This is a genomic window from Myxococcus sp. MH1 (assembly GCF_059738865.1).
The window spans coordinates 8,203,629-8,225,946 of record NZ_AP026947.1; the positions used below are offsets into that span (position 1 = coordinate 8,203,629).

Genomic DNA, 22,318 nt, shown 5'->3' on the forward strand with positions numbered 1-22,318 from the left:
ACGACGAGTCGTGGCAGACTTGTGGGCATGGACGCGCGGGACATCCATCCGAAGTGGGTCGTGAACCTGGTGGATGAGCCGCGGGAGCTGTACCTGTGGCTCGGCTGGTCCTCGCTGGCGGAGCTGCTCGAAGCGATGACCGAGCTGTCGACGACCCCCAACACCTACTTCCGCTTCACCTTCTCGGAGAGCACCCTCGCGAGCCTGGGTGAGCTGCTCGCGCGCGTCGAGGACTGTCATGCGACGCCGGAGCCCTACCGGGCCCACCCTCGTCAGCTCAGCGTCGAGCGGCTCGCCAGCGCGGCGAACGAGGTCCACCAGCAGGCACAGCGTCTCCAGGACAAGCTGGCCGAGCCCGGTTTCGCTCACTCCCTCGCGCTCCAGAAGGTGTTGGCTCCACGAGCCTTCCTCGATGCGTGGGCGACGATTCTCCGCCAGCTCGGCTCGGGGGGAGACGGCCCGCGACCTCCTCTCCTGGGCTGCACGGGTGACGTGGACGTGTCGCTCGAATGGGGGTGGTAGCCTCCGGCGCCACCGCCATGGAAAGCAACGCACCGTCCTCCGCGCAGCCGCTCGCCAGTGACAAGCCCGGGCTGTTCGCGCGCTTCGGTCCTGGCATCCTCGTCGCCGCCACGGGTGTCGGCGCTGGAGACCTGCTCACCGCCAGCCTCGGAGGCTCCGCGGTGGGTGTGTCCATCTTGTGGGCCGCCGCCGTGGGCTCGGTGCTCAAGGGCTTCCTCAACGAGGGCGTGGCCCGCTGGCAGCTCGCCACCGGGACCACCGTGCTGGAGGGCTGGGCCCGCCTGGGCGCGGGCCTGCGCTTCGTCTTCTTCATCTACCTGCTCGGCTGGAGCTTCTTCACCGGTGGCGCCCTCATCTCCGCGTGCGGCGCGGCGGGCGACGCGCTGTGGCCCCTGGCCAGTGACCCGGAGACGTCGCGCCGGCTGTGGGGCGTGATTCATTCGTTGGTGGGCCTGGCGCTCGTGGGCCTGGGCGGCTTCCGGCTCTTCGAGAAGCTGATGGCCGCCTGCATCGCGTTGATGTTCGGCGCGGTGCTCTTCACCGCGCTCGCCTCGGAGCCGGACTGGGCCGCCGCCGCGCGCGGACTCGTCGTCCCCTCGCTGCCGGACCAGGGCGCGCCCTGGGTGCTGGGGCTGCTGGGCGGCGTGGGCGGCACGGTGACGATGCTCTCCTACGGCTACTGGATTCGGGAGAAGGGGCGCGAGGGCCCGCGCGGTCTGCGCACCTGTCAGACGGACCTGGCCGTGGGCTACGCGCTCACGGGGATGTTCGGCGCCGCCATGGTCATCATCGGCTCGACGCTCCAGTTGGAGGGCACGGGCCTGCGGGTCGCCACCGTGCTCGCGACGCGGCTGGAGGCCATCATCGGGCCGGTGGGCTACTGGGTGTTCCTGGCCGGCTTCTGGGGCGCCGTGTTCTCCAGCCTGCTGGGCGTCTGGGAGGGCGTCCCCTACCTCTTCGCGGACTTCCTGCGCATCCAGCGCAGAGAGGCCCGGGGCCTCGTGGATCTGCGGACGACGCGCGCGTGGAAGCTGTACCTGGTGGCGCTCTCGCTCGTGCCCCTGCCCATGCTCTGGGCGCCGCTGCAGCGCGCACAGCTCGCGTATGCCGTGGTGGGGGCGCTGTTCATGCCACTGCTCGCCGCCACCCTTTTGTGGATGAACAACCGGCGGGACTGGGTGGGCTCGCTGCGCAACGGCTGGCTCGTCAACGCCGCGCTCGTCGCCACGCTGGTGCTGTTCGTCATCGTAGGGTTTGACGAAGCGGTCGACGCGCTGCGCAAACTGAGGATCCGCTGAGAGCGGTGCGCGCGGCGGGACACTGGAATGAACGAGGGTTCGGGCTCCGGTGTCGAAGCGCACGGATGTGCACTTACGGTCTTTGTATCGCGCGGCCTCCAGGCGGGCGGGCGACAGCCCATCCCCCGAGCATGACGCTCGGAGTAGGCTTTCGAACGCGGATGGTGGATCTTCCACGCCCCGGGAGGGACACATGAAGCGCTGGAGCATGGTGCTGGCAGTGGCGGCGATGAGCGTGGGTTGCCAGAACGGCAAGAAAGAGGACCGCGGCACACGGGCGCAGGTCCGCAAGACGGGGCCCGCGACGATGGAGGTCATCCCCTCGGCCGGACAGCTTCCGTACTGCATGCTCTACACGGTGTCGGAGAAGGGCGTCATCCGTCAGCTCACGCTGACGCGGGAGAACCGCTCCATCCGCTGCGACGCGAACAAGCCCGTCGCCAACACCAGCTTCCGCGTCCCGACACAGGAGGGGAAGGTCAAGGTCTACATCTTCTTCTCCGACGAGCGCATCCCCGCGGGCCCCGTCGCGCAGCAGCTCTACGACCTGCGCGGACAGGACCGCATCAGCGCCATGGACCTGCGGCTGCCGGGACGCGTGTTCGTGGAGACGATGGACTTCGTCCCGGAGGAAGGCACCGCGGAGATCACCGGCGCGGTGGTGGGCACCCACGGCGAGGTGACGGACTCGGGCTCCGGCGCCGCGCCGGACCAGGACCTGGGCGCCACGGTGCTCGGCGACGGAGGCACCGCAGGCGCACAGCCGGCGGCCGCGGACGAAGGGACCTGAGCCCGGCACCGAGGAGGACGCGAGACCTCCTCGACGCGTGTCGCGCGTGTCACACCGCCTGAGCGCCACGCGAGCCGGACGCAGACCGGCTCGGCGCGTATCGCTCACGTCGAGCCACACGGGCGCCTGGGCACATCACCCGAGGAGGACGCGAGACCTCCTCGAGTCACCTCCCCTGAATCACCAGGCCTCGCGGGCCATGGCCAACAGGTCGGCCTCCGTCACCTTGCGCGGATTGCTCAGGTGCGAGGCGTCCAGGAAGCCCTTCTGCGCGATGAGCGGCAGGTCCTCCTCACGCACGCCCACGTCCCGCAGCCGCGCGGGGATGCCGATGGCCGCGTTGAGCTTGCGCACCTGCTCGATGGCGTTGCTCGCGAGCACCTCCTCGCGCGCGTTGGACGTATCGCCCATCGCCACCGCCACGCGGGCCAGCCTGGCCGTGCTCGCCGCGCGGTTGAACTCCATCACCACCGGCAGCACCACCGCGTTGGCCAGGCCATGGTGCACGCCGGAGATGGGCGTCAGCGCATGCGCCAGCGCGTGACACGCGCCCAGGCCCTTCTGGAAGGCCATGGCCCCCTGCATCGCGGCCACCATCATGTCCGTGCGCGCCGCCAGGTTCGTCCCCTCGCGCACCGCCGTCACCAGCGAGCGGCTCACGCGGTGGATGCCGTCGATGGCCACCGCGTCCGCCAGCGGATGGAAGCCCTGCGACAGGTACGCCTCCAGGCAGTGCGTGAAGGCGTCCATGCCCGTGGCCGCGGTGACCCCTGGAGGCAGCCCCAGCGTCAGCTCCGGGTCCACGATGGCGGCGCCCGGCAGCAGGTGCGGACTGAAGATGACCGTCTTGCGCCCCGTGTCCTCCAGCGTCACCACGCCCGAGCGCCCCACCTCCGAGCCCGTGCCCGCGGTGGTGGGAATGGCGATGAGCGGCGGCAGGTCGTCCTTCACGTACTGGTCGCCGCCCTTGGCGTCGTCGTAGCGGCTGAGCGGCGGCTCGTGCGTGGTGAGCAGCTGCACCAGCTTGCCCGCGTCCAGCGCGCTGCCTCCGCCCAGGGCGATGAGCCCGTCGCAGTCGTTCTTCCGGTAGACCTCCAGGCCCGCGAAGACGTCCTTCTCCGTGGGGTTGGGCTCCACCTTGTCGAAGACCGCGCACGGCAGGCCCGCCGTCTTGAGCACCTCCAGCACGCGGGAGACCAGGCCCGCCTTCACCACGCCCGCGTCCGTCACCAGCAGCGGGCGCTTCATCTTCAGCCGCTGCGCCTGGGCGGGCAGCCGCTGGAGGGCCCCCGCGCCGAGCACGATACGGGTGGGCCACGCCATCTCGGTGACACGGGGCTCGGTGGGGATGTCGAACGGCTTCATCTCGGGTTCCTCCCTCGGGCTCATCAGATGAGCTCCAGGTAGCGCTCCAGCTCCCAGTTGGTGACGGCGCGCTCGTACTGGCGCACCTCCCATTCGCGCGTGCGCACGAAGTGGTCCACGAAGCCCTCGCCCAGCAGCTCCCGGGCGCGCTCGCTCTGCTTCAGCAGCGTCACCGCGTCCTTGAGGTTGCGCGGCAGGGGCGCGGCCTCGTGGGACGCGTACGCGTTGGCGTTGCACGCGGGTGGCGGCTCGATTTCGTTCTCGATGCCCCACAGGCCCGCGGCCAGGCTCACCGCCATGCCGATGTACGCGTTCATGTCCGCGCCCAGCTGGCGGTACTCGATGCGCATCGCCTTGGCGCTCTCGCCGATGACGCGCACCGCGCAGGTGCGGTTCTCCAGGCCCCACGCCGCGGTGGTGGGCGCCCAGGTGTTCTCCACGCTGCGCTTGTAGCTGTTGATGGTGGGCCAGTAGAGCGCCGTCAGCTCCGGCATCAGGGCAATCTGCCCGCCGATGTAGTGCCGCATCAGCCGGCTCATCCCGTGCGGCGCGCCCTCTTCATGGAAGAGGTTGCGCTCACCCTTCGGGTCCCACAGCGACTGGTGCACGTGCCCCGAGCAGCCCGGCAGCTTCGCGTTCACCTTCGCCATGAAGCACGCGGACAGGCCCTGGCGCGCGCACAGCTCCTTCACCACCGTCTTGAAGAGCGCCGCCTTGTCCGCCGAGCGCTCCACGTCGTCATACCGGATGGCCGCCTCGAACACGCCGGGGCCCGTCTCCGTGTGGAAGCCCTCGATGTCCAGCCCGAAGCCGTTGCATCCGTCGATGAGCGAGTGCACCAGCGGCGCGTTGAGCGACGTGCGCAGCCACGAGTAGCCGAACATGCCCGGCGTCAGCGGCGTCAGCTCCTGGAAGCCCTTCTCCCGGAGCGTGTGCGGCTGCTCCTTGAAGATGAAGAACTCGTACTCGGCGCCGAAGCGCGGCAGGTAGCCCTGCTCCCGCGCGCGCGCCGCGACCTTCTGCAGCAGCTGCCGCGGGCTCGCCTCGAACGGGGTGCCGTCCGGGTTGACGAAGTCCAGCAGGAACGCCGCGGTGTCCGGCTCCCACGGAATCATCCGCCCCGTGGACAGGTCCACCGTGGCGTGCGCGTCCGGGTAGCCGGTGTGCCAGCCCGTCACCTGCGTGTTGTCGAGCAGCTCGTCGCTCAAGTCCCAGCCGAAGACGACGTCACAGAAGCCCAGCCCGCTCTTGGCGGCGCTGAGGAACTTGTCCACGGAGATGTACTTGCCGCGCCAGACGCCATCGATGTCGACGGCGCCGACCTTCACCTTCTTCGCGCCGCGCTCGTCCAGCCAGCGCCGCATCGAGTCCGCGCCACCCGAGTCCCGGGGCACGGCGGCGCCGCGCACCGGCCCCCCGCGCTCCTTCGCGCGAGCCCTGCGAGCCACGGCCGGGTGCGTGAGTACCTTCGCCTTGGAACGGGTCGGCATCGGGACCTTCCTTCGTGGGGTGAGGGAATGCTCAGGTGTCCGTGGGCAGCTTCGTCCACACCGCCTTCGTCTGGAGGTAGCCCTCCAGCGCGTGGTGCGACAAGTCACGGCCCCAGCCGGACTCCTTGTAGCCGCCGAACGGCGCGGCATCGTCGAACTCGTTGAAGCAGTTGATCCACACCACGCCGCTCTTCACCTTGCGAGCCAGCGCGTGTGCCTTCGCCACGTCGCGCGTCCACAGCGACGCGGCCAGCCCGTAGAGCGTGCCGTTGGCCAGCTCCAGCGCCTGCGCGTCGTCCTTGAAGCGCATGCACGCGAGCACCGGGCCGAAGATCTCCTCCTGGGCGATCTTCATGTCCGGCTTCACGTCGCCGAAGACGGTGGGCTTCATGAAGCAGCCCTTCGCCTTGGCGCTCTCCGTGTCGCGCTCGCCGCCCGCGAGCAGCCGCGCGCCCTGCTGACGCCCGCTCTCCACGTAGCCCAGGATGGTGTCGAGCTGCTTCTGGCTCACCTGCGCGCCCATCTCCGTGGACGGGTCCAGCGGGTCACCCACGCGCAGCTTCTTCGCGCGCTCGGCGAGCCGGCCCACGAACTCGTCGTAGACGCTGTCCTGCACCAGCACGCGGCTGCCCGCGTTGCACGTCTCACCCTTGTTGCCGAAGATGCCCCAGAAGCACGCCTCCACCGCGCGGTCCATGTCGGCGTCGGCGAAGACGACCTGGGGGCTCTTGCCGCCCAACTCCAGCGTCAGCTTCTTCAGGTTGCTGCCCGCCGACGCCTGCATCAGCCGGCGCGCGGTGCGCCCCGAGCCGGTGAAGGAAATCTTGTCCACGTCCGGGTGGCGCGCGAGCGCCTCGCCCGCGGGGTCTCCGTAGCCGGGCACCACGTTGAGCACGCCGGGCGGGAAGCCCGCCTCCAGCGCCAGCGCGCCCAGCTTCATCGCCGTGAGCGGCGTCATCTCGGAGGGCTTCACCACCACGGTGCAGCCGGCGGCGAGCGCGGGGCCCAGCTTCCAGCACAGGATGCACGTGGGATAGTTCCAGGGGACAATCAGGCCCGCCACGCCCACCGGCTCCTTGAGCACGTAGGTGTGGAAGGGCCCGTCCACCGGCAGCACCTCGCCATGCACCTTGTCCGCCCAGTCCGCGAAGTACGCGAGCGTGCCGGCGCCCGGCGCCACGTCCCCACGGATGGCGTCGCGGAACGTCTTGCCGTTGTTGAGCGACTCGACGAGCGCGAACTCCTCGCGCCGCTGCCAGAGCAGGTCGGAGAGCTTTCGGATGAGCTTGCCGCGCTCACGGGCGGACATCTTGCTCCACGGGCCGGACTCGAACGCGCGCCGGGCGGCCTTCACCGCGCGGTCCACGTCCGCCGCGGTGGCGCTCGGCACGTCGCACACCTTCTCACCCGTGGCGGGGTTCACCACCGGGAAGGTGCCCCCTTCGATGGGGTCCACACCCTGTCCGTCGATGAGCAGCTGCAGGACGGGAAGCCGTGGGGAGAGGGAGCGTGCATCAATCATGGGGATTCCTCGGGGCGCACGGGGGCGTTCCAGACGGATTGGCCAGGAGCGAACACAGGTGGCACGACAGGGTAGGAATGACGTCCAGACGCGGCAACCTGCGGCGGTGAAGAACGTCTTGTTGCTGAAAGCCGGCGAGGCGGCCGTGTCCGTGCGCCTCAGTGTGGGTGATTACGAGCAGTGGTTCCTGCGCACCATTGGACTGGAGGGTCATCGCTTCGACATCCTCCCCGTGCACCGCGACGCGCCGCTTCCCCGCGACGCGCGCGCGTATGACGCGGTGATGATGACGGGCTCACCGCTGTCGGTGACGAAGCTGGAGCCCTGGATGGAGCGCGCCGCGGACTTCATGCTGAGCGCCGCCGAGGCGGGCACGCCGGTGCTCGGCGTGTGCTTCGGTCACCAGCTGCTCGCGCATGCGTACGGCGGACAGGTGGCGCGCAATCCGCGCGGCCGGGAGACGGGCACCGTGCAGGTGCGCCTCACCGAGGAGGGACGCCGGGACGCGCTGTTCGACGGCGTGCCGGAGCTCTTCGCCACCCAGGCCACGCACGAGGACATCGTCACGTGCATGCCCGAGGGCGCGCGGGTGCTCGCGGGCAACGACAACACGGCCACGCAGGCGCTCGCCTTCCGCCCCAAGGTCCGGGGCGTGCAGTTCCACCCGGAGGCGAGCCCCGAGGCGCTGCGCGCCGTCATCGACGCCCGGCGCGACGGGCTGGAGAAGGAGGCGCTGGCGCGAGGGCGCGTGCCCGGCGAGGAGGTGCCGAGGCTGCTGGCGGGCCTTGCTCCCACTCCCTTCGGGCGCCGAATCCTGATGAACTTCCTGGAGCGCTTCACCTGACCCGCTTCCCGAGGCCTCCCTTGCCGCGCATCCTCCTGTCCTTCCTGCTCGCCCTCCTCGTCACCTCCTGCTCGGATGGGAACCCGTGCGACCAGGCGCCCCGCTGTGACGAGGGGGAGGCGCTCAACTGTGAGACGGCCTGCACCGTGGGCCCCTGCTCCACCGGCCCCGTCTTCCAGCAGTGCGACCGGGGCGCCACGTGCACCGTCGTCGCCGGAGACCGGAGCGACGCGCGCTTCTATCGCTCACGGGCCGTGTGCGCGCTGAGCCTGACGGCGTGTGACCCGGCGACGGCGCCCGAGCCGGTGTGCGAGGACGGGCGCTTCGTCACCGGCTGCGGCGCGCACCGCCGGGACATCCGGGTCTTCTGCTCGCAGTCGGCGCTGTACTTCGACCAGGTGCCCGCCTGCTGCATCACCGGCCCCGGGGATGGTGGCACGGACGCGGGGACGGGGGATGGTGGGATTCCCGACGCGGGCCCGGGAGGCGCGGACGCGGGACGTTGAGCAGATAGCGTTCGCGGTTCGCGAGCGCCCCGCACCGCCTGCATCGGGTGGTGGGAATCCACAGGTTGAGCCCGGACGGCGCCTCGCGCGTCGCTCGGGTGCGCCATGAAACGTTTCCTGCCGCGCTATCGCCGGTGGAGCCGCCGGCTCAAGAGCCTCATCGGCCAGCTCCACCTGGACGCGGACGCCAACCGCATCGTCCGGAGGACGGACTTCGCCCACTGCCCCAGGCCCGTGCTGCTGCTCTACGGCTTCTTCAGCACGCGCCGGGTGTTCGAGGTCCTCGAGCAGCGGCTGCGGCGCGAGGGCTACGCCGTGTGGTCCATCCACCTGGGCGGCGCGCTGGACCGCTTCAACACGCACGGCATCGACGCGCTGGCCGAGAAGGTGCGTGAGAAGGTGGAGCGCATGTACGCGCGCTACCCGCACATGGGGCCCTTGAGCATCATCGGCCACTCGAAGGGCGGCCTCATCGGCACGTACTACGTGAAGCGCCTGGGCGGAGACCAGCGGGTGCGAAACCTCGTGACGCTGGGCACGCCGCATCAGGGCTGCCCCCTGGCGTACCTGGGCTGCGCGACGCTCGGCTGGTTCAGCCGCAGCATGTGGCAGCTCACGCCCGTGTCCCCCTTCCTGCGCCAGCTCTCCACCGGCGCGTTCCCCCGGAACGTGCGGGTGTCGTCGCTCTACTCACGCACGGACGAGGTGACGCCGTGGACCTCCGCGCGTCTGAAGGTCGACGGGCAGCCCAATGTCTTCAACCACGAGCTGCCCGACGCGGGCCATGGGGAGCTGCTCACGCGCAAGTCCGTCTACCAGGTCATCCGGCGCGAGCTGGCCGCGGGGTATGGCGAGCACGCCCCGGCGCTGCGCGCGCTGCCGCCCTCCGCCTCTTGAGGTAGAGAGGGGACATGCCCTCGCGGTGGGACCATCTCTTCGACCTGAAGCCCGTCACCCTCCTGGAGCACCTGGTGGAGGAGGTGGCGAAGCTGCTCGCGCAGGACCTGCAGCGCTGGCCGCCGCCGGTGCAGGAGGTGGACCTGGACACCGGAGGCCACTTCGCGCCCCTGTTCACCGAGCCCCGTCCCCGCCCCTCCCCCTCCGTGTACACGGAGGCCCTGCGGCTGACGCGCTGGGAGCTGTCCCACGAGACGGACGCGTATGACGACTACATGCGCCACCAGCGCTACCTGGAGCGCGGCCTGGGCCCCGACGACAGGCTGGCCCTGCTGTTCCTGTCGCGCTGGCTGACGGAGCAGATGCACGGGCTGGGCGAGGCCACCGAGGGGCGGGTGAAGCGCAAGCACATGCACGAGTGCCTGGACCGGCTGGAGCGGAAGCTCCGCCTCCAGCAGCCCTCCGCCTGAGCAGCCCCGCCGGTTGGACCGGGGATGGGGGAAACTTTCCGTCACCCCGGCACCCGGGCGAGCCCCTGCTTGGGGCACGAACGAGAACGTGGGCGAGCGGGCCTTGTCAGCGCGCGGGCGGTGCCATAAGCCCGAGACATGTCGCCGCAGCCCGTGGACTCTCCGCCTCCGACGCCCATCGTCGACCGTCGCCATCGCCTGTGGGTGCTGGGGGCCCTGTGGCTCGTGGTGGCCCTGGTCCTGGTGACGTTCCGCTCGGTGGTGATGCCCTTCGCGGGCGCGGCGCTCATCGCCTATCTGGTGCAGCCGCTGGTGTCGCGAATCACGCGGGTGAAGGTGGCCGGGCGGCAGGTGCCGCACTGGGTGGCCATCCTGCTCATCTACGCGGGCTTCTTCGTCGGCGTGTACCTGTTCTTCGTCGCGCTGGTGCCCCAGCTGTACCGGGAGATGGCGCGCGTGAGCCGCGACCTCATGGCGCTGGCCAACACGCTGACGCCCGAGCAGGTGCAGGTGCTCGCGCAGCGCGCGGAGACGTGGCTGAGTGCCCAGGGCATCCCCGTGGCGCTGTCCAACCGCGCGCTGGAGGGCGCGGACGCGGCCGGCGCGGGGCAGTTCAGCCTGGCGTTGGATTTGGAGCAGCTCATGGGGGACGCGGTGAAGCGCGTGGCGTCCCTGGTGCAGGAGAACCTGGGCGACATCGTCAACGTGTCGCGCCGCATCGTCGCCAGCGTGGCCGCGGGCGTCTTCATGCTGTTCTTCATCCTGATGGTGGCGGCCTTCTTCTCCATCGACGGGCAGGCCATCCGCCGCTACTGCGGCACGCTGGTGCCTCCCGAGTACGCGCAGGACGCGCGGCAGCTCGCCGAGCGCCTGGACCGCTCGCTGTCCGGCGTGGTGCGCGGCCAGGTCACCATCTGCGTCGTCAACGGCGCGCTGACCTTCGTGGGGCTCCTGCTCTTCGGCGTGAAGTTCGCGTTCCTGCTGGCGACCATCGCCACGTTCTTCAGCCTCATCCCCATCTTCGGCACCATCCTGAGCTCGGTGCCCATCGTCCTCATCGCGCTGGCGGACGGCTTCCAGAAGGGCGTGGCCATCCTCTTGTGGATCATCGGCATCCACGCGGTGGAGGCGTACTTCCTCAACCCGAAAATCATGGGCCAGGCCGCGCGCATCCACCCGGTCATCGTGGCCTTCTCGCTCATCGCGGGCGAGCGGCTCTTCGGCCTCATCGGCGCGCTCTTCGCGGTGCCCATCACCGCCATCCTCGTGGCGTGCTTCGACTACGCGCGCCTCAAGGCGCAGCCCCAGGCTGTGGTGACGCTGCCGGGCGCCGAGCCGCAGCCGGCCGTCGCCACCCCGGGGCAGCAGACGCCCGCGGCCTGAGGGAGAGGCACGGCCTCACTGACAGGCGGCGGCGCAGCGGTCTCCGCGGCAGATGGGCATGCAGCGCCCGCAGTCGATGGAGCCCTCGGGGCAGCCGCTGGTGCAGCTCACGCCGCGGCAGTTGGGCCCCTCGTCCGCGTGCGTGACGGCCGTTCCCAGCCCGCAGCACGCGTCCGCGACGCAATCGTCGTCTGTGTAACAGGCGCGGCTGGACAGCACCGGCGGCGGGTCCAGCAGTGGCCCCAGGGGGTCCACATCGCATCCCACGGTTCCGAGTGTCACCCCCACGAGGAGGGGAAGCAGGCGGACGAGCATGGGACCCAACATGGGTCCTCCCCGGGCCAATGGCTACCTCTAGCGGTTCATCGAGCCGAGGAAGTCGGCGTTCGTCGCCGTCGGGCGCATGTGCTTGAGCACGAACTCCATCGCGTCGATGGGGGTGAACGGGTGCAGCACCTGGCGCAGCGCGGTGATGCGGACCAGGTCTCCGGGCCCCAGCAGCAGCTCCTCCTTGCGCGTGCCGGACTTGTTGATGTCCAGCGTGGGGAAGATGCGCTTCTCCATCAGCTTGCGGTCCAGGACGATTTCGGAGTTACCCGTGCCCTTGAACTCCTCGAAGATGACCTCGTCCATGCGGCTGCCGGTGTCGATGAGCGCGGTGCCGATGATGGTCAGCGAGCCGCCCTCCTCGATGTTGCGCGCGGCGCCGAAGAAGCGCTTGGGCTTGTGGAGCGCGTTGGCGTCCACGCCGCCGGAGAGAATCTTGCCGGACGCGGGCACCACCGTGTTGTAGGCGCGCGCGAGCCGCGTGATCGAATCCAGCAGGATGCAGACGTCGTACTTCTGCTCGACCAGGCGCTTGGCCTTGTCGATGACCATCTCCGCCACCTGCACGTGGCGCGTGGCGGGCTCGTCGAAGGTGGAGGAGACCACCTCGCCGCGCACGCTGCGCTCCATGTCCGTGACTTCCTCGGGGCGCTCGTCCACGAGCAGCACGATGAGGTAGACGTCCGGGTGGTTGCGGCTGATGGCGTGCGCGATGTTCTGCAGCAGCACCGTCTTGCCGGCCTTGGGGGGCGCCACGATGAGGCAACGCTGGCCCAGGCCGATGGGGCAGAACATGTCGATGATGCGCGTGGTCATCTCCGACGACTCGTGCTCGAGCTTGAGCTTGCGCGTCGGATACAGCGGCGTGAGGTTGTCGAACAGGATGCGCTCGCGCGCCGCGTCCGACATCGGGTCCGTGAAGTTGACCTTGTCCACCTTCTGGAGCGCGAAGAAGCGCTCGCCCTCGCGGGGCTGGCGGATGGGGCCCGTCACCGTGTCGCCGGGCCGCAGGTTGAAGCGGCGCACCTGCGACGGGGACACGTAGATGTCGTCCGGGCTGGGCTGGTAGTCGCTGTCCGCGCTGCGCAGGAAGCCGAAGCCGTCGCTGAGCAGCTCCATCACGCCCTCGGCGTGGACCTCGAAGCGCTTGTCCGCGATGCCACCCAGGAGCGCGAAGATGAGGTCCTGCTTCTTCAGCCCCTGGTAGTTCTCGATGCCCACGTCGTGGGCCATCCGGGACAGGTCCGTGATCTTCATCCGCTTCAGGTCATTGAGCTTGATGACCTGCATGGGAGCGCCGTCGCGGCTGACCTCCGTGATGGTCGGGGCCTCGGGGGCCTCCGGCGGGGGCGGCAGCGTGGCCGCGGGGGACTCGTCCTCACCGGAGATGCGCGCCTCCTGGAGGTCGTCGTCGCGGACCGGACGGGAGATCGGCGTCAGCACGGGGCGGGGCGGCTCGGCGCTCGCCTCGGCGGCGTCGCCCTCCGCCTCGGTGCCCGTGTCCTCGTCACGGCGAGGGGCGCGGCGCGAACGGGACGGCTTCTCGGCTTCCTCCCTGTCGGCGGTCTTCGCCGCCGCGCGCTTGCGACGGGGCTTGTCGTCGGCCTCGACTGGAACAGCGACGTCGGCGGCCTTCTCTCTCGAAGTACGGGCTTTGCGCATGGCTGGGAACGCTTGGGGAGGTGTGGGGTGCCCGAGGACTCGGACGCTCGATTGCCGGGGGAGATGTCCGCTCGGCCTCGGAAGCACCTTCTCCAGTGAGGAGCGACCCTTACCGGAATCCCTGGAGGGGACTGCGCGGGCGCGGGCCGATTGGTTTTGGGGAAGAGATGGCGCCGTCGAAATTCCTGCGCCAGTGAACCGCCGAGGGACGTTATTGACCCCCTCCAGGCCTGTCAAGGCATCTTGAGGGCCACCCTCCGGACTCTTCCTGATGAGCAACATGAGCCCGGCGGCGGACATTTCCCACCCGCCACGGGGCGTCGTGGCTCCCCACGCCAGGACCCGACGAGTCTCTTCGCTGGGGGTGGGCCCGCGCGGGCAGGACTGACGCCCCCCACCCCGCCCCGCACGACGGGCATCACGCGGGCGCGCCTCACCGCCGGCATGAGGCGGGGCCTACGTGGCGGGGCGTGTGGCCCCGTGCACGCGGGGGACATGGCGGGAGGCAGTCGACGCGATGTCGGGGTGTCGCTCTAGATTGCGCGCCATGGACACGCCCTCACGCGGGGGCGTTTTGGGGTAAGGACCGCCCACCGTGGACGACTTCCAGAAAGCCGAAGCCCGAGCCCGCGAGCTCCGTCGTGAGCTGGCCCACCACAACCACCGCTACTACGTGCTCGACTCGCCGGAGATCAGCGACATCCAGTACGACACGCTGATGCGCGAGCTGCAGGGGCTGGAGGAGCAGCACCCCACCCTGCAGACGCCGGACTCGCCCACCCAGCGCGTGGGCGGCCAGGCCGCGGACGAGTTCGGCCAGGTGGTCCACCGCGTCCCCATGCTGTCGCTCGCCAACCTCTTCGAGGACGAGGGGCTGGTGGAGTTCGACGAGCGCATCCGCAAGATGCTCGGCATCCCCGCCGTCCACTACGTCTGCGAGCCCAAGCTGGACGGGCTGGCGATCGCCCTGCGCTTCGAGAAGGGCCTCTTCGTGCAGGGCGCCACCCGCGGCGACGGCACCACGGGCGAGGACGTGACGGGCAACCTGCGCACCATCCGCAGCCTGCCCATGGAGCTCTTCCCCCAGGACGGGGTGAAGGTGCCCGAGGTGCTGGAGGTGCGCGGCGAGGTCTTCATCCGCAAGGCGGACTTCCAGAAGCTCAACGAGAAGCGCGAGGAGGAGGGCGAGCCGCTCTTCGCCAACCCGCGCAACGCGGCCGCCGGCAGCCTGCGCCAGCTGGACCCGAAGGAGACCGCGCAGCGTCCGCTCTCCGTCTACCTCTACGAGTGTGTCCCCACCGAGGGCGTGCCCGCCTTCAAGACGCACATCGAGAAGCTCGAGTACCTCAAGTCGCTGGGCCTGCCCATCAACCGCTACGTGCGCGCGGCGGGCATCGACGGGGTGCGCGCCGCCTATGACGCCTCACTGAAGGGCCGCCACGAGCTGCCCTTCGAGGTGGACGGCATGGTGGTGAAGGTGGACGACGAGGACCAGCGCAAGCGCCTGGGCCAGGTCTCCAAGAGCCCGCGCTGGGCGGTGGCGTACAAGTTCCCGCCCGAAGAGGAGTCCACGCTGGTGCAGGACATCGGCATCCAGGTGGGCCGCACCGGCGCCCTCACGCCCGTGGCGCACCTGAAGCCCGTGAAGGTGGGCGGCGTCACCGTGGCGCGCGCCACGCTGCACAACGAGGACGAGCTGCGGCGCAAGGACGTGCGCAAGGGCGACACCGTCTTCGTGCGCCGCGCGGGGGACGTGATTCCGGAGATCGTCTCCACCGTGCTCTCCAAGCGCCCCGAGGACTCCAGGCCCTTCGAGTTCCCCAAGCACTGCCCGGTGTGCGGCGCGGTGGCGGTGAAGGACGAGGACGGCGCCGTCATCCGGTGCACTGGCGCGTCCTGCCCCGCGCAGCTGGTGGAGAAGATCCGGCACTTCGCCAGCCGCATCGCCATGGACATCGAGGGCCTGGGCGACAAGCTGGCCGCGCAGCTGGTGGCCACCGGCACCGTGAAGACGTTCGCGGACCTGTACGCGCTCACCAAGCCCAAGCTGATGACGCTCGAGCGCATGGGCGACAAGAGCGCGGAGAACCTGCTGGCCTCCATCGAGCGCTCCAAGACGACCACCCAGCGCCGCTTCCTCTACGCGCTGGGCATCCGCCACGTGGGGGACGCCACCGCCAAGGCGCTCGCGGAGGCCTTCCCCCAGGTCAAGCAGCTCTTCGACGCGTCCCTGGAGGATGTCTCCCGCGTCAAGGACGTGGGCGCGGTCATGGCGCAGGTCATCCACACCTTCTTCCAGGAGCCCCAGAACCGCGAGGCCATCCTCGCGCTGCTCAACGCCGGGGTCGCACCCGCCCCGCCCCAGGTGGCCACGGGAGGCCCGTTCATTGGTAAGACGGTGGTGCTCACCGGCTCGATGACGGGTATGACGCGGGAGCAGGCGAAGGAGGAGGTCGAGCGGCGGGGTGGGAAGGTCGCCGGAAGTGTCTCGCGCAAGACCGATTTCGTGGTGGCCGGCGACGATGCGGGCAGCAAGCTGAAGAAGGCCCAGGAACTCGGGGTAAGAATCCTGGATGAGGAAGCGTTCCTCGGGCTGTTGCGAGCGGACGCCTAGAGGGTGAGGCATTCGGTTCATGAGCGGTTCCAGGCGGGTGTCCCTGCGCATCCAGGGCAAGGTGCAGGGCGTCTTCTTCCGGGAGAGCGCCCGCGTGGAGGCCTCGCGGCTGGGGCTGTCGGGCTGGGTGAGGAACCGCTCGGAGGGCTCGGTGGAGGCGGTGGCGGAGGGAGAGCCTGAGATGCTGGAGGAGTTCATCCGGTGGTGTCACCGAGGTCCCGAGCAGGCGCGCGTCACCGGCGTCGAGCGCACGGACGGCGAGGCCACCGGCGAGTACCGTCACTTCATCGTGGAGCGCACATCATGACGCCCTACGCGCTGGCATCCCTGCCGGCCATGCTGGGCATCCGGGCCGGGTCCAAGGTCTCCGTCATCAACCCGCCGCGCGGCTTCGTGCAGAAGCTCAATCCGCTGCCGGACGGGGTGGAGTTCCTCATCACCGCGCAGACGGGCCTGGATGTCATCCTCTTCTTCTCCCAGGACGCGACGGAGCTGGTGCAGCGGCTGCCCGCCCTGGCGCGCGCCATGGCCCTCACCGGGGGCATCTGGGTCTGCTGGCCCGGCGGCGAGGGCGTCAAGACGACCCTCTCCGAGGACTTCGTGCGCCAGGCGGCGCTCGACATCGGCCTGGTGGACAACAAAATCTGCACCATCGACGCCACCTGGACGGGCCTGAGGCTGGTGCGCAGGCCCCGCGGACGGCTGGACAAGCCCGAGGGCCGCAAGCAGGCCCCCGCCCAGGCCTGAGACCTGCCAGGGAGGCACCCGGCATCTGCCCGACAGTGGATGGATGCCGTTTCTCGGCTTTACACGTGTGCCGGGGGCGTGAAAAACTCCCCGTGTTTCTGGGCGCTTGTGTGACGCTCCGCATTGGCGAAGGTCACGCCCAGTCTTGAATTTTTGACGGGTTGCGTTCCCGGATACCTCCGGGCGCGTCGGCTGCGCCGGGGCTCCAAGTCGCCCCCCCAAGGTGACCCACTGCAGGGCACCGACCGGGTGTGGAAGGAAGGAGCGGGCGGCACGCGCGTGGTGGAGGACCTCGAACGCGGTTGAAGACAAGGCTCCGCCCGGCAGGGTGCCGGTGGCAAAGCGGAGCAATTGAACTCGGAGGAGCAGGCGGTGGTCCCCTTGGCCCTCGACAGCGTGACGTGTGCCGTTCCCGGACAGACCGGGGAGGACGTCCTGACTGGAGGGCCTCCGGAGGCCGCCTCTCCTTTCGCAGCGTGCACGCAGGCGCGGCGTCTTGCCGCCTCCCGTCCGGTGAGGTCCGCCCTACCGCGCGCGCGTCCAGGATTCGTCCATGAGCAGCATCCTCGTCATCAACGCCGCGGGTCGGGAGACCCGCGTGGCGCTCGTCGAGAACGGGCACATCGCGGAGTTCTATCTCGAGCGTAAGAAGGACAAGGGCGTCGTCGGCAACATCTACAAGGGTCGCGTGGTCCGGGTGCTGCCCGGCATGCAGGCGGCCTTCGTGGACATCGGCCTGGAGAAGGCCGCGTTCCTCTACGTCAGCGACGTCGTCTACGACCCGGACTTCGCCCGGGCGCAGTTCGAGCTGACCGAGGGCGAGCACGAGGACGCGCCCGACGTCCCCACCGAGTCCGAGGCCGAGGCCGCCGAGGCCGCCGCCCGGAACGGGGGTCCGCAGCACCACCACCCCGTGGAGCACGCGGCGGAGGCGGAGGTCGAGGAGCTGTCGGCCGAGGCTCCCGCGCACCTCGAGGGCCTGCCGAAGGACACCCGCCTGGAGCTGGCGGCGAACGCGCCGTCGGTGGAGGTGGCTTCCGGGACGGAGTCCGCCGTGGCCGAGGCCGCGCCGACGACGTCCGAGGCCGCGCCGTCCGCCAGCGAGCCTTCCGTGACGGTGGTGGCCAGCGAGGTGTCGGTGTCCGTGGAGGGCGCGACGGCCTCGGTGGAGACCGCGTCCGTGGCAGTGGCGGTGCAGGAGGTCCCCTCCCCCGCGTCGGAGTCGGCCGAGGCCGCGTCCCAGGCGCCGGTGTCCGAGGACGGTGTGGCGGCGGCGCAGCAGCAGCCCGAGCCGCCGCCGGCCGCGGCCACCGCGCTGAGCGAGCTGATTCCGCCGCCCGCCGGTGAGGAGGGCGCGCTGGCCGTGGCCCGTCCCGCCGAGGTCTCCGGTGAGCGCCGCACGCCGCGCGAGGCCCGGGAGGCGCGCGAGCCGCGCGGCCGGGAGAAGGAGAAGGACAAGGGCCGTCACAAGCAGGACGAGAAGCGCCGCGACAAGCGCGATGACGACGGCAACGGCAAGGAGAAGGTCAAGCAGCGCCGGACGGACAAGATCGAGGACTTGCTCAAGGTGGGCCAGGAGGTGGTGGTCCAGATTTCCAAGGACCCCATCGGAACCAAGGGCGCGCGGCTCACCTCGCACATCTCGATTCCGGGCCGTCAGCTGGTGTTCATGCCCACGGTGGACCACGTGGGCATCAGCCGCCGCATCTCCAACGAGAAGGAGCGCCGGCGGCTGCGAGAAATCGTGGACCGGCTGCGTCCGCCCGGCACGGGCTTCATCGTGCGCACGGTGGCGGAGAACGTTCCGCAGGAGAAGCTCGAGAGCGACATCCGGTTCCTCATCGAGGTGTGGAACCAGGTGGTGCGCAAGAACGAGAAGCGGGGCGGCCCCGGTCTGTTGCATCCGGACCTGGACCTCATCCTGCGCGCCACGCGCGACTTGTTCGCGCACGACGTGGAGAAGCTCGTCGTCGACGACCGCGAGGAGTACGAGCGCATCCTGGGCTTCGTGACGGCGCAGGACCCGGCGCTGCGCGACCGGGTGGCGCTGCACGAGGGCGACGACACCGTCTTCGACGCGTACGGCATCGAGCAGGAGCTGCAGCGGGCCACCCAGCGCAAGGTGTGGCTGAAGAGCGGCGGCTACCTCATCATCGACCAGGCCGAGGCGCTCACGGCCATCGACGTCAACTCGGGACGCTACGTCGGCAAGAAGAGCCTCGAGGAGACCATCACCAAGATCAACGTCGAGGCGGCCAAGGAGATTGTGTACCAGCTCCGGCTGCGCAACATCGGCGGCATCATCATCTGCGACTTCATCGACATGGAGAAGGCGCAGAACCGGGACAAGGTCTTCAAGGCGCTGCAGGAGGCACTGGGGCGCGACAAGGCGAAGACCAACGTGCTGCGCATCTCCGAGCTGGGCCTGGTGGAGATGACGCGCAAGCGCGTGCGCGAGTCCATCGGCCGGGTGCTGCACGAGGACTGCCCGTACTGCGACGGCAACGGCTTCGTGAAGACGGCGACGACGGTGGCGTACGAGATCTTCCGGGAGATTCGCCGGGAGGCGCCGGGCTACAAGGACTCCACGCTGGTCATCAACTGCAACGCGGAGGTCGCGCGCCTGCTCCAGGGCGAGGAGCGCAACGAGCTGCGGCACCTGATGGACCGCTACAACAAGTCCATCCAGGTCAAGGCGCAGCAGAACTACCACCGCGAGCAGTACGACATCTATGGTCGCTCGGCGACGGGCCCCGAGCACAAGGTGGCCTCGTCCCCTGGCTCGGGTGACGGCGAGCTGGCGATGCAGCAGCGCAAGCCGGACAGCGGCGGCTTCGGGCGGCAGGACCAGAACCGCCGGGGCGGTGGTGGCGGCAGGGATCGCGACAGGGACCGGGGCGGTGGTGGTGGCGGCGGAGACCGGCGCGATGACCGCCGTGACGGCCGTCGTCCGGACCGTGGCGGAGACCGTCCTCGCGGTGAGCGGGGTGGTGAGCGCGGTGACCGGGGCGAGCGCGGTGAGCGTGGTGACCGGGCCGGTGAGCGTGGTGGCGGTGAGCGCGGTGAGCGTGGTGGCGGCGAGCGTGGTGACCGGGGCGGTGAGCGCGGCGACCGGGGTGGTGAGCGCAACGAGCGCGGTGAGCGTGCCGACCGTGGCGGTGAGCGCGGCGAACGCGGTGAGCGTGGTGACCGCGGCCCACGGGGCGAGCGCGGCGAACGCGGTGACCGTCCTCGCGGCGAACAAGGCGGCGAGCGCGGTGACCGGGGCGGCGAGCGTGGCGAGCGCGGTGGCAACCAGGGCTCCGCGGGAGGCAACGGCGGCGAGAGCAGTGGTGGCTCGACGCCTCCGGCATCGGGCCAGGGTGGCTCGGAGCCGTCGGGCGGTAGCTCGACCTGATTCCGCGAGGTGAGGCGGGGCGGCGCTTAGGTGACCGCCCTTCTCACCCAGGCATCAGCCATCCCATGGAAGCCAAGTGGAGTGGGCTCCGTAGTGGCCCACTTCCTCACCCTCGGGATTGAAACGGCAGCACCCTCCTCTGGCATCACGGACTGGAACTGCCGCCCCTTCATGGGTGCGAAGTGGTCTGGGCCCGGTGCCAGGTCCGGACCGCTGGGAGTGGCCAGCCATCAGGCTCCGCGTCGCCCCAATCCTCGGCCAGGAGCCGGAAGAATCGCGCTTGTGGGAGCAGGCACCGTCGAATCACGCATGACGTCCCGTGACGGATGCGCGCGCCTCCCTCTTCTCAACGATGAGGCCTGCGTCCGGCCCTGGCTCGCACGAGGCCTCCTGGATGTCGGTCAATGTGCCGCGACAGGCGCCTATCCACGGGAGGTGGGCTGGCCCTGGAGGTACCGGTTTGGCTAGCCTTGCGACTCCATGTCGCGGAGCGTCGTCGGCTCCCGGTCTGCTTCCGCCTCGGATGACACCCACCTCCGCTCCACTCCAGCGCCCTCACCGCCCACCGAGCCACCGCGCGGTGCACCAGCGCATGGGCAGGAGCGCCTGAGGTTGGCCACGCCCTCGACTCCAGCGTCGTGGTGGCGGAGCACGCGCGAGCGTGCCCGTGACTGGGCGCTGCGCGTCTGGGAACCCGTGCAGGGAACCCAGGTGGGCCGCTTCGCGACCGACACGTTCCTCGCCGCGAGGACCGTGGCCCAGGGCTTTCGCGGAGAGAACCTCCGACTCCGCGCCGCCGCGCTCACCTACATCAGCATGTTCTCGCTGGTGCCGCTGTTGACGGTGGGCCTCGTCCTGCTCAACGCGTTCCACCAGGACCGCTTCGAGGAGCGGCTGCGCTTCGTCGTGAGGGAGATGCTCGCCCCCGGCGTCCAGGAGAAGTCCGCCGCGGTGCTCAACCAGCTCCTCGAGCAGAGCAACTCCGTGGCCATCGGCAGCGTCGGCTTCCTGGCCATCCTCCTGTCCGCGGGCTCCCTGCTGCGCCACATCGACGGCGCGGTGAACGAGCTGTGGGGCATCCGCCGCCAGCGCCCCTGGGGCACCCGGCTGCTCATCTACTCGGGCCTGCTCCTGTTGGGCCCCGTCTTCCTCGCGGCCTCGCTCACCGGGACGCGGGCCGTGCGCGGCGTTCTCCAGAGCCTGCCCTTCGCCAGCGTCCTCATCGCGCTCGGCACCACCCTCATCGCCGTGGTGGGCCTGACGCTGCTCTACTTCTGGACCCCCTACGCCCATGTCCGGGTCCGCTCCGCCCTGGCGGGGGGGCTCGTCGCGGGCCTGGGTTGGATCCTGGCCAAGTCGGTGTACGCCGAGTTCGCCGCGCGCAGCTTCCGCTACAACCTGCTCTACGCCTCGCTGAGCGCCCTGCCCCTCTTCCTCGCCTGGGTCTACGTCAGCTGGCTCGTGCTCCTCTTTGGAGCGCGGCTCGCCTACGCCGTCGAGCACACCGCCTTCCGCGACTCCCTCTTCGCCTTCGGCACCCACCCACGCGCCCATGAGCTGGTCGCCTCGCGCATCGCCCAGGAGACGACGCTGACGTGGGTGGACGGAGGTCCAGCTCCCACGCCCCGGGTGCTGGCGACCCGGCTTCGCGTCCCCGAATCGCTCGTCCACGAGGTGGTCGACCGCATGGTCACCGCCGGCCTCCTGGAGCGCCTGCGCCGGGGGGGCTTGAGGCCCGCCAGGGACCCCGCCTCCCTCACCCTGGCCGACACCACCCTCGCCGTGCACGGGGTGATGATCTCCGGCGGGGCGGACACCTGGGATGGCCCCAAGGCCACCGGCTTCGAGCAGGTGGAGCACTTCTTCCAGGAGGCGGACTGCCTCGGCGTCGAGCGCCTGCGACGCACGCGCTGGACGGACCTGGTGGCGCCCCTGCGGCCTGAAGTCGCCCAGGAGGCCCCCTCGGAGCCCCCCCGAATGGCAGCCAGCGGAAATCCGTAAAGTTTCTAGGTGGTTGGGAGTCCACCCTGCTTGCAGTGCCGGCGCGTTCTGTTATGTTTTCCTGATTCGACCACGGGCCAGAGTGCCCTGTTGCGAAGGGGTCACCGGGTTTGCGGGAGCGTCCGATGCTCAAGTCCGATCTGATCAACATCCTCGTGGCCAAGCGGGGCGTGACGCAGAAGCAGGCTGAGGCCACCATCGAGACGATTTTCGAGTCGATGAAGGATGCCCTCTGTCGCGGCGAGAACATCGAGATTCGCGGCCTCGGTGCCTTCCACGTGAAGAACTACCAGGGCTACCAGGGTCGCAACCCGAAGACGGGCCAGGTCATCCCGGTGAAGCCCAAGCGGGGCCTGCTCTTCCGCACGGGCAAGGAGCTGCGCGACAGGGTCAACCGCCCCGCCCCCCAGCAGGCCCAGGCGGACCTGGCGTCCCCCGAGAGCAAGGGCCCCGGCAGCACCGGCACCGGCCTCTGACCCACCC

The 22,318-nt window shown here is 70.1% G+C and carries 19 protein-coding genes; 14 read left to right on the forward strand and 5 right to left on the reverse strand.

From position 1 onward, the window contains the following. Nucleotides 1-27 precede the first annotated feature (27 nt). The 3 genes from AC6JA9_RS32165 (at nucleotide 28) to AC6JA9_RS32175 (ending at nucleotide 2,610) form a co-directional block, all read left to right on the forward strand. Nucleotides 28-522 (forward strand): hypothetical protein, encoded by a 495-nt coding sequence (locus AC6JA9_RS32165; protein ID WP_223748256.1) that lies wholly within the window; start codon nucleotides 28-30, stop codon nucleotides 520-522. Nucleotides 523-539: 17 nt separating this feature from the next. Continuing rightward, the gene (locus tag AC6JA9_RS32170; protein ID WP_497958329.1) at nucleotides 540-1,820 is read left to right on the forward strand and encodes an Nramp family divalent metal transporter; all 1,281 of its coding nucleotides are present in this window, start codon (nucleotides 540-542) and stop codon (nucleotides 1,818-1,820) included. Nucleotides 1,821-2,013: 193 nt separating this feature from the next. After that, entirely contained in the window at nucleotides 2,014-2,610 is a 597-nt protein-coding gene (locus tag AC6JA9_RS32175) for a hypothetical protein (protein WP_223748254.1), read from the forward strand. 180 nt (nucleotides 2,611-2,790) lie between these two features. Here the strand turns inward: AC6JA9_RS32175 and AC6JA9_RS32180 are convergent, their stop codons facing one another. The 3 genes from AC6JA9_RS32180 to AC6JA9_RS32190 are packed head-to-tail and all read right to left on the reverse strand — an operon-like array spanning nucleotide 2,791 to nucleotide 6,987. Beyond that, nucleotides 2,791-3,975, reverse strand: coding sequence for an iron-containing alcohol dehydrogenase (locus AC6JA9_RS32180; RefSeq protein ID WP_141325637.1), 1,185 nt, complete (start codon nucleotides 3,973-3,975; stop codon nucleotides 2,791-2,793). A gap of 23 nt (nucleotides 3,976-3,998) precedes the next feature. Further along, nucleotides 3,999-5,465, reverse strand: coding sequence for a glutamine synthetase family protein (locus AC6JA9_RS32185; RefSeq protein WP_223748253.1), 1,467 nt, complete (start codon nucleotides 5,463-5,465; stop codon nucleotides 3,999-4,001). 31 nt (nucleotides 5,466-5,496) lie between these two features. Then, a complete protein-coding gene (locus AC6JA9_RS32190) occupies nucleotides 5,497-6,987 on the reverse strand; it encodes an aldehyde dehydrogenase family protein (RefSeq protein WP_223748252.1) in 1,491 nt (496 codons plus the stop codon). A 106-nt stretch (nucleotides 6,988-7,093) separates the two neighbouring features. Here AC6JA9_RS32190 and AC6JA9_RS32195 point away from each other — a divergent pair, with 106 nt between their 5' ends. From AC6JA9_RS32195 to AC6JA9_RS32215, 5 genes are all read left to right on the forward strand, one after another. Then, nucleotides 7,094-7,831, forward strand: a complete 738-nt coding sequence (locus tag AC6JA9_RS32195) for a glutamine amidotransferase (RefSeq protein WP_223782055.1) — start codon at nucleotides 7,094-7,096, stop codon at nucleotides 7,829-7,831. 20 nt (nucleotides 7,832-7,851) lie between these two features. Then, nucleotides 7,852-8,337 (forward strand): hypothetical protein, encoded by a 486-nt coding sequence (locus AC6JA9_RS32200; protein WP_223748251.1) that lies wholly within the window; start codon nucleotides 7,852-7,854, stop codon nucleotides 8,335-8,337. Between the two features lie 105 nt (nucleotides 8,338-8,442). Continuing rightward, nucleotides 8,443-9,234: a lipase family alpha/beta hydrolase gene (locus AC6JA9_RS32205; protein WP_473567608.1), complete on the forward strand. Its 792-nt coding sequence runs from the start codon at nucleotides 8,443-8,445 to the stop codon at nucleotides 9,232-9,234. Between the two features lie 14 nt (nucleotides 9,235-9,248). Further along, nucleotides 9,249-9,704: a hypothetical protein gene (locus AC6JA9_RS32210; protein ID WP_223748249.1), complete on the forward strand. Its 456-nt coding sequence runs from the start codon at nucleotides 9,249-9,251 to the stop codon at nucleotides 9,702-9,704. A 138-nt stretch (nucleotides 9,705-9,842) separates the two neighbouring features. Then, nucleotides 9,843-11,087, forward strand: coding sequence for an AI-2E family transporter (locus AC6JA9_RS32215; protein WP_223748248.1), 1,245 nt, complete (start codon nucleotides 9,843-9,845; stop codon nucleotides 11,085-11,087). A gap of 15 nt (nucleotides 11,088-11,102) precedes the next feature. Here the strand turns inward: AC6JA9_RS32215 and AC6JA9_RS32220 are convergent, their stop codons facing one another. Next, nucleotides 11,103-11,414, reverse strand: coding sequence for a hypothetical protein (locus AC6JA9_RS32220; RefSeq protein ID WP_497958330.1), 312 nt, complete (start codon nucleotides 11,412-11,414; stop codon nucleotides 11,103-11,105). Between the two features lie 27 nt (nucleotides 11,415-11,441). Continuing rightward, the gene (rho, locus tag AC6JA9_RS32225) at nucleotides 11,442-13,076 is read right to left on the reverse strand and encodes a transcription termination factor Rho (RefSeq protein WP_223781821.1); all 1,635 of its coding nucleotides are present in this window, start codon (nucleotides 13,074-13,076) and stop codon (nucleotides 11,442-11,444) included. A gap of 595 nt (nucleotides 13,077-13,671) precedes the next feature. Between rho and ligA the strand changes: the two genes are divergently transcribed. From ligA to AC6JA9_RS32255, 6 genes are all read left to right on the forward strand, one after another. Beyond that, complete coding sequence (gene ligA, locus AC6JA9_RS32230) at nucleotides 13,672-15,690, forward strand: NAD-dependent DNA ligase LigA (protein WP_497958331.1); 2,019 nt, start codon at nucleotides 13,672-13,674, stop codon at nucleotides 15,688-15,690. A 19-nt stretch (nucleotides 15,691-15,709) separates the two neighbouring features. Then, entirely contained in the window at nucleotides 15,710-15,997 is a 288-nt protein-coding gene (locus tag AC6JA9_RS32235) for an acylphosphatase (protein WP_223748245.1), read from the forward strand. Next, nucleotides 15,994-16,437 carry a DUF3052 family protein gene (locus AC6JA9_RS32240; RefSeq protein WP_046715536.1) on the forward strand — a complete coding sequence of 148 codons (444 nt, stop codon included), beginning with the start codon at nucleotides 15,994-15,996 and terminating at the stop codon, nucleotides 16,435-16,437. The genes AC6JA9_RS32235 and AC6JA9_RS32240 overlap by 4 nt, the downstream gene beginning before the upstream one ends. A 553-nt stretch (nucleotides 16,438-16,990) precedes the next feature. Then, nucleotides 16,991-19,834 (forward strand): Rne/Rng family ribonuclease, encoded by a 2,844-nt coding sequence (locus AC6JA9_RS32245; protein ID WP_497958332.1) that lies wholly within the window; start codon nucleotides 16,991-16,993, stop codon nucleotides 19,832-19,834. 612 nt (nucleotides 19,835-20,446) lie between these two features. After that, complete coding sequence (locus AC6JA9_RS32250; protein ID WP_370640359.1) at nucleotides 20,447-21,835, forward strand: YhjD/YihY/BrkB family envelope integrity protein; 1,389 nt, start codon at nucleotides 20,447-20,449, stop codon at nucleotides 21,833-21,835. Nucleotides 21,836-21,960: 125 nt separating this feature from the next. Beyond that, the gene (locus AC6JA9_RS32255; protein ID WP_046715538.1) at nucleotides 21,961-22,311 is read left to right on the forward strand and encodes an HU family DNA-binding protein; all 351 of its coding nucleotides are present in this window, start codon (nucleotides 21,961-21,963) and stop codon (nucleotides 22,309-22,311) included. The last annotated feature ends 7 nt before the right edge of the window (nucleotides 22,312-22,318 follow it).

Excerpts from the sequence above, each read along its gene's own strand:
- AC6JA9_RS32165 (WP_223748256.1), top strand. The coding sequence starts at position 28 with ATGGACGCGCGGGACATCCATCCGAAGTGGGTCGTGAACCTGGTGGAT.
- AC6JA9_RS32170 (WP_497958329.1), top strand. The coding sequence starts at position 540 with ATGGAAAGCAACGCACCGTCCTCCGCGCAGCCGCTCGCCAGTGACAAG.
- AC6JA9_RS32175 (WP_223748254.1), top strand. The coding sequence starts at position 2,014 with ATGAAGCGCTGGAGCATGGTGCTGGCAGTGGCGGCGATGAGCGTGGGT.
- AC6JA9_RS32180 (WP_141325637.1), bottom strand. The coding sequence starts at position 3,975 with ATGAAGCCGTTCGACATCCCCACCGAGCCCCGTGTCACCGAGATGGCG.
- AC6JA9_RS32185 (WP_223748253.1), bottom strand. The coding sequence starts at position 5,465 with ATGCCGACCCGTTCCAAGGCGAAGGTACTCACGCACCCGGCCGTGGCT.
- AC6JA9_RS32190 (WP_223748252.1), bottom strand. The coding sequence starts at position 6,987 with ATGATTGATGCACGCTCCCTCTCCCCACGGCTTCCCGTCCTGCAGCTG.
- AC6JA9_RS32205 (WP_473567608.1), top strand. The coding sequence starts at position 8,443 with ATGAAACGTTTCCTGCCGCGCTATCGCCGGTGGAGCCGCCGGCTCAAG.
- AC6JA9_RS32210 (WP_223748249.1), top strand. The coding sequence starts at position 9,249 with ATGCCCTCGCGGTGGGACCATCTCTTCGACCTGAAGCCCGTCACCCTC.
- AC6JA9_RS32215 (WP_223748248.1), top strand. The coding sequence starts at position 9,843 with ATGTCGCCGCAGCCCGTGGACTCTCCGCCTCCGACGCCCATCGTCGAC.
- AC6JA9_RS32220 (WP_497958330.1), bottom strand. The coding sequence starts at position 11,414 with ATGTTGGGTCCCATGCTCGTCCGCCTGCTTCCCCTCCTCGTGGGGGTG.
- rho (WP_223781821.1), bottom strand. The coding sequence starts at position 13,076 with ATGCGCAAAGCCCGTACTTCGAGAGAGAAGGCCGCCGACGTCGCTGTT.
- AC6JA9_RS32235 (WP_223748245.1), top strand. The coding sequence starts at position 15,710 with ATGAGCGGTTCCAGGCGGGTGTCCCTGCGCATCCAGGGCAAGGTGCAG.
- AC6JA9_RS32240 (WP_046715536.1), top strand. The coding sequence starts at position 15,994 with ATGACGCCCTACGCGCTGGCATCCCTGCCGGCCATGCTGGGCATCCGG.
- AC6JA9_RS32245 (WP_497958332.1), top strand. The coding sequence starts at position 16,991 with ATGAGCAGCATCCTCGTCATCAACGCCGCGGGTCGGGAGACCCGCGTG.
- AC6JA9_RS32255 (WP_046715538.1), top strand. The coding sequence starts at position 21,961 with ATGCTCAAGTCCGATCTGATCAACATCCTCGTGGCCAAGCGGGGCGTG.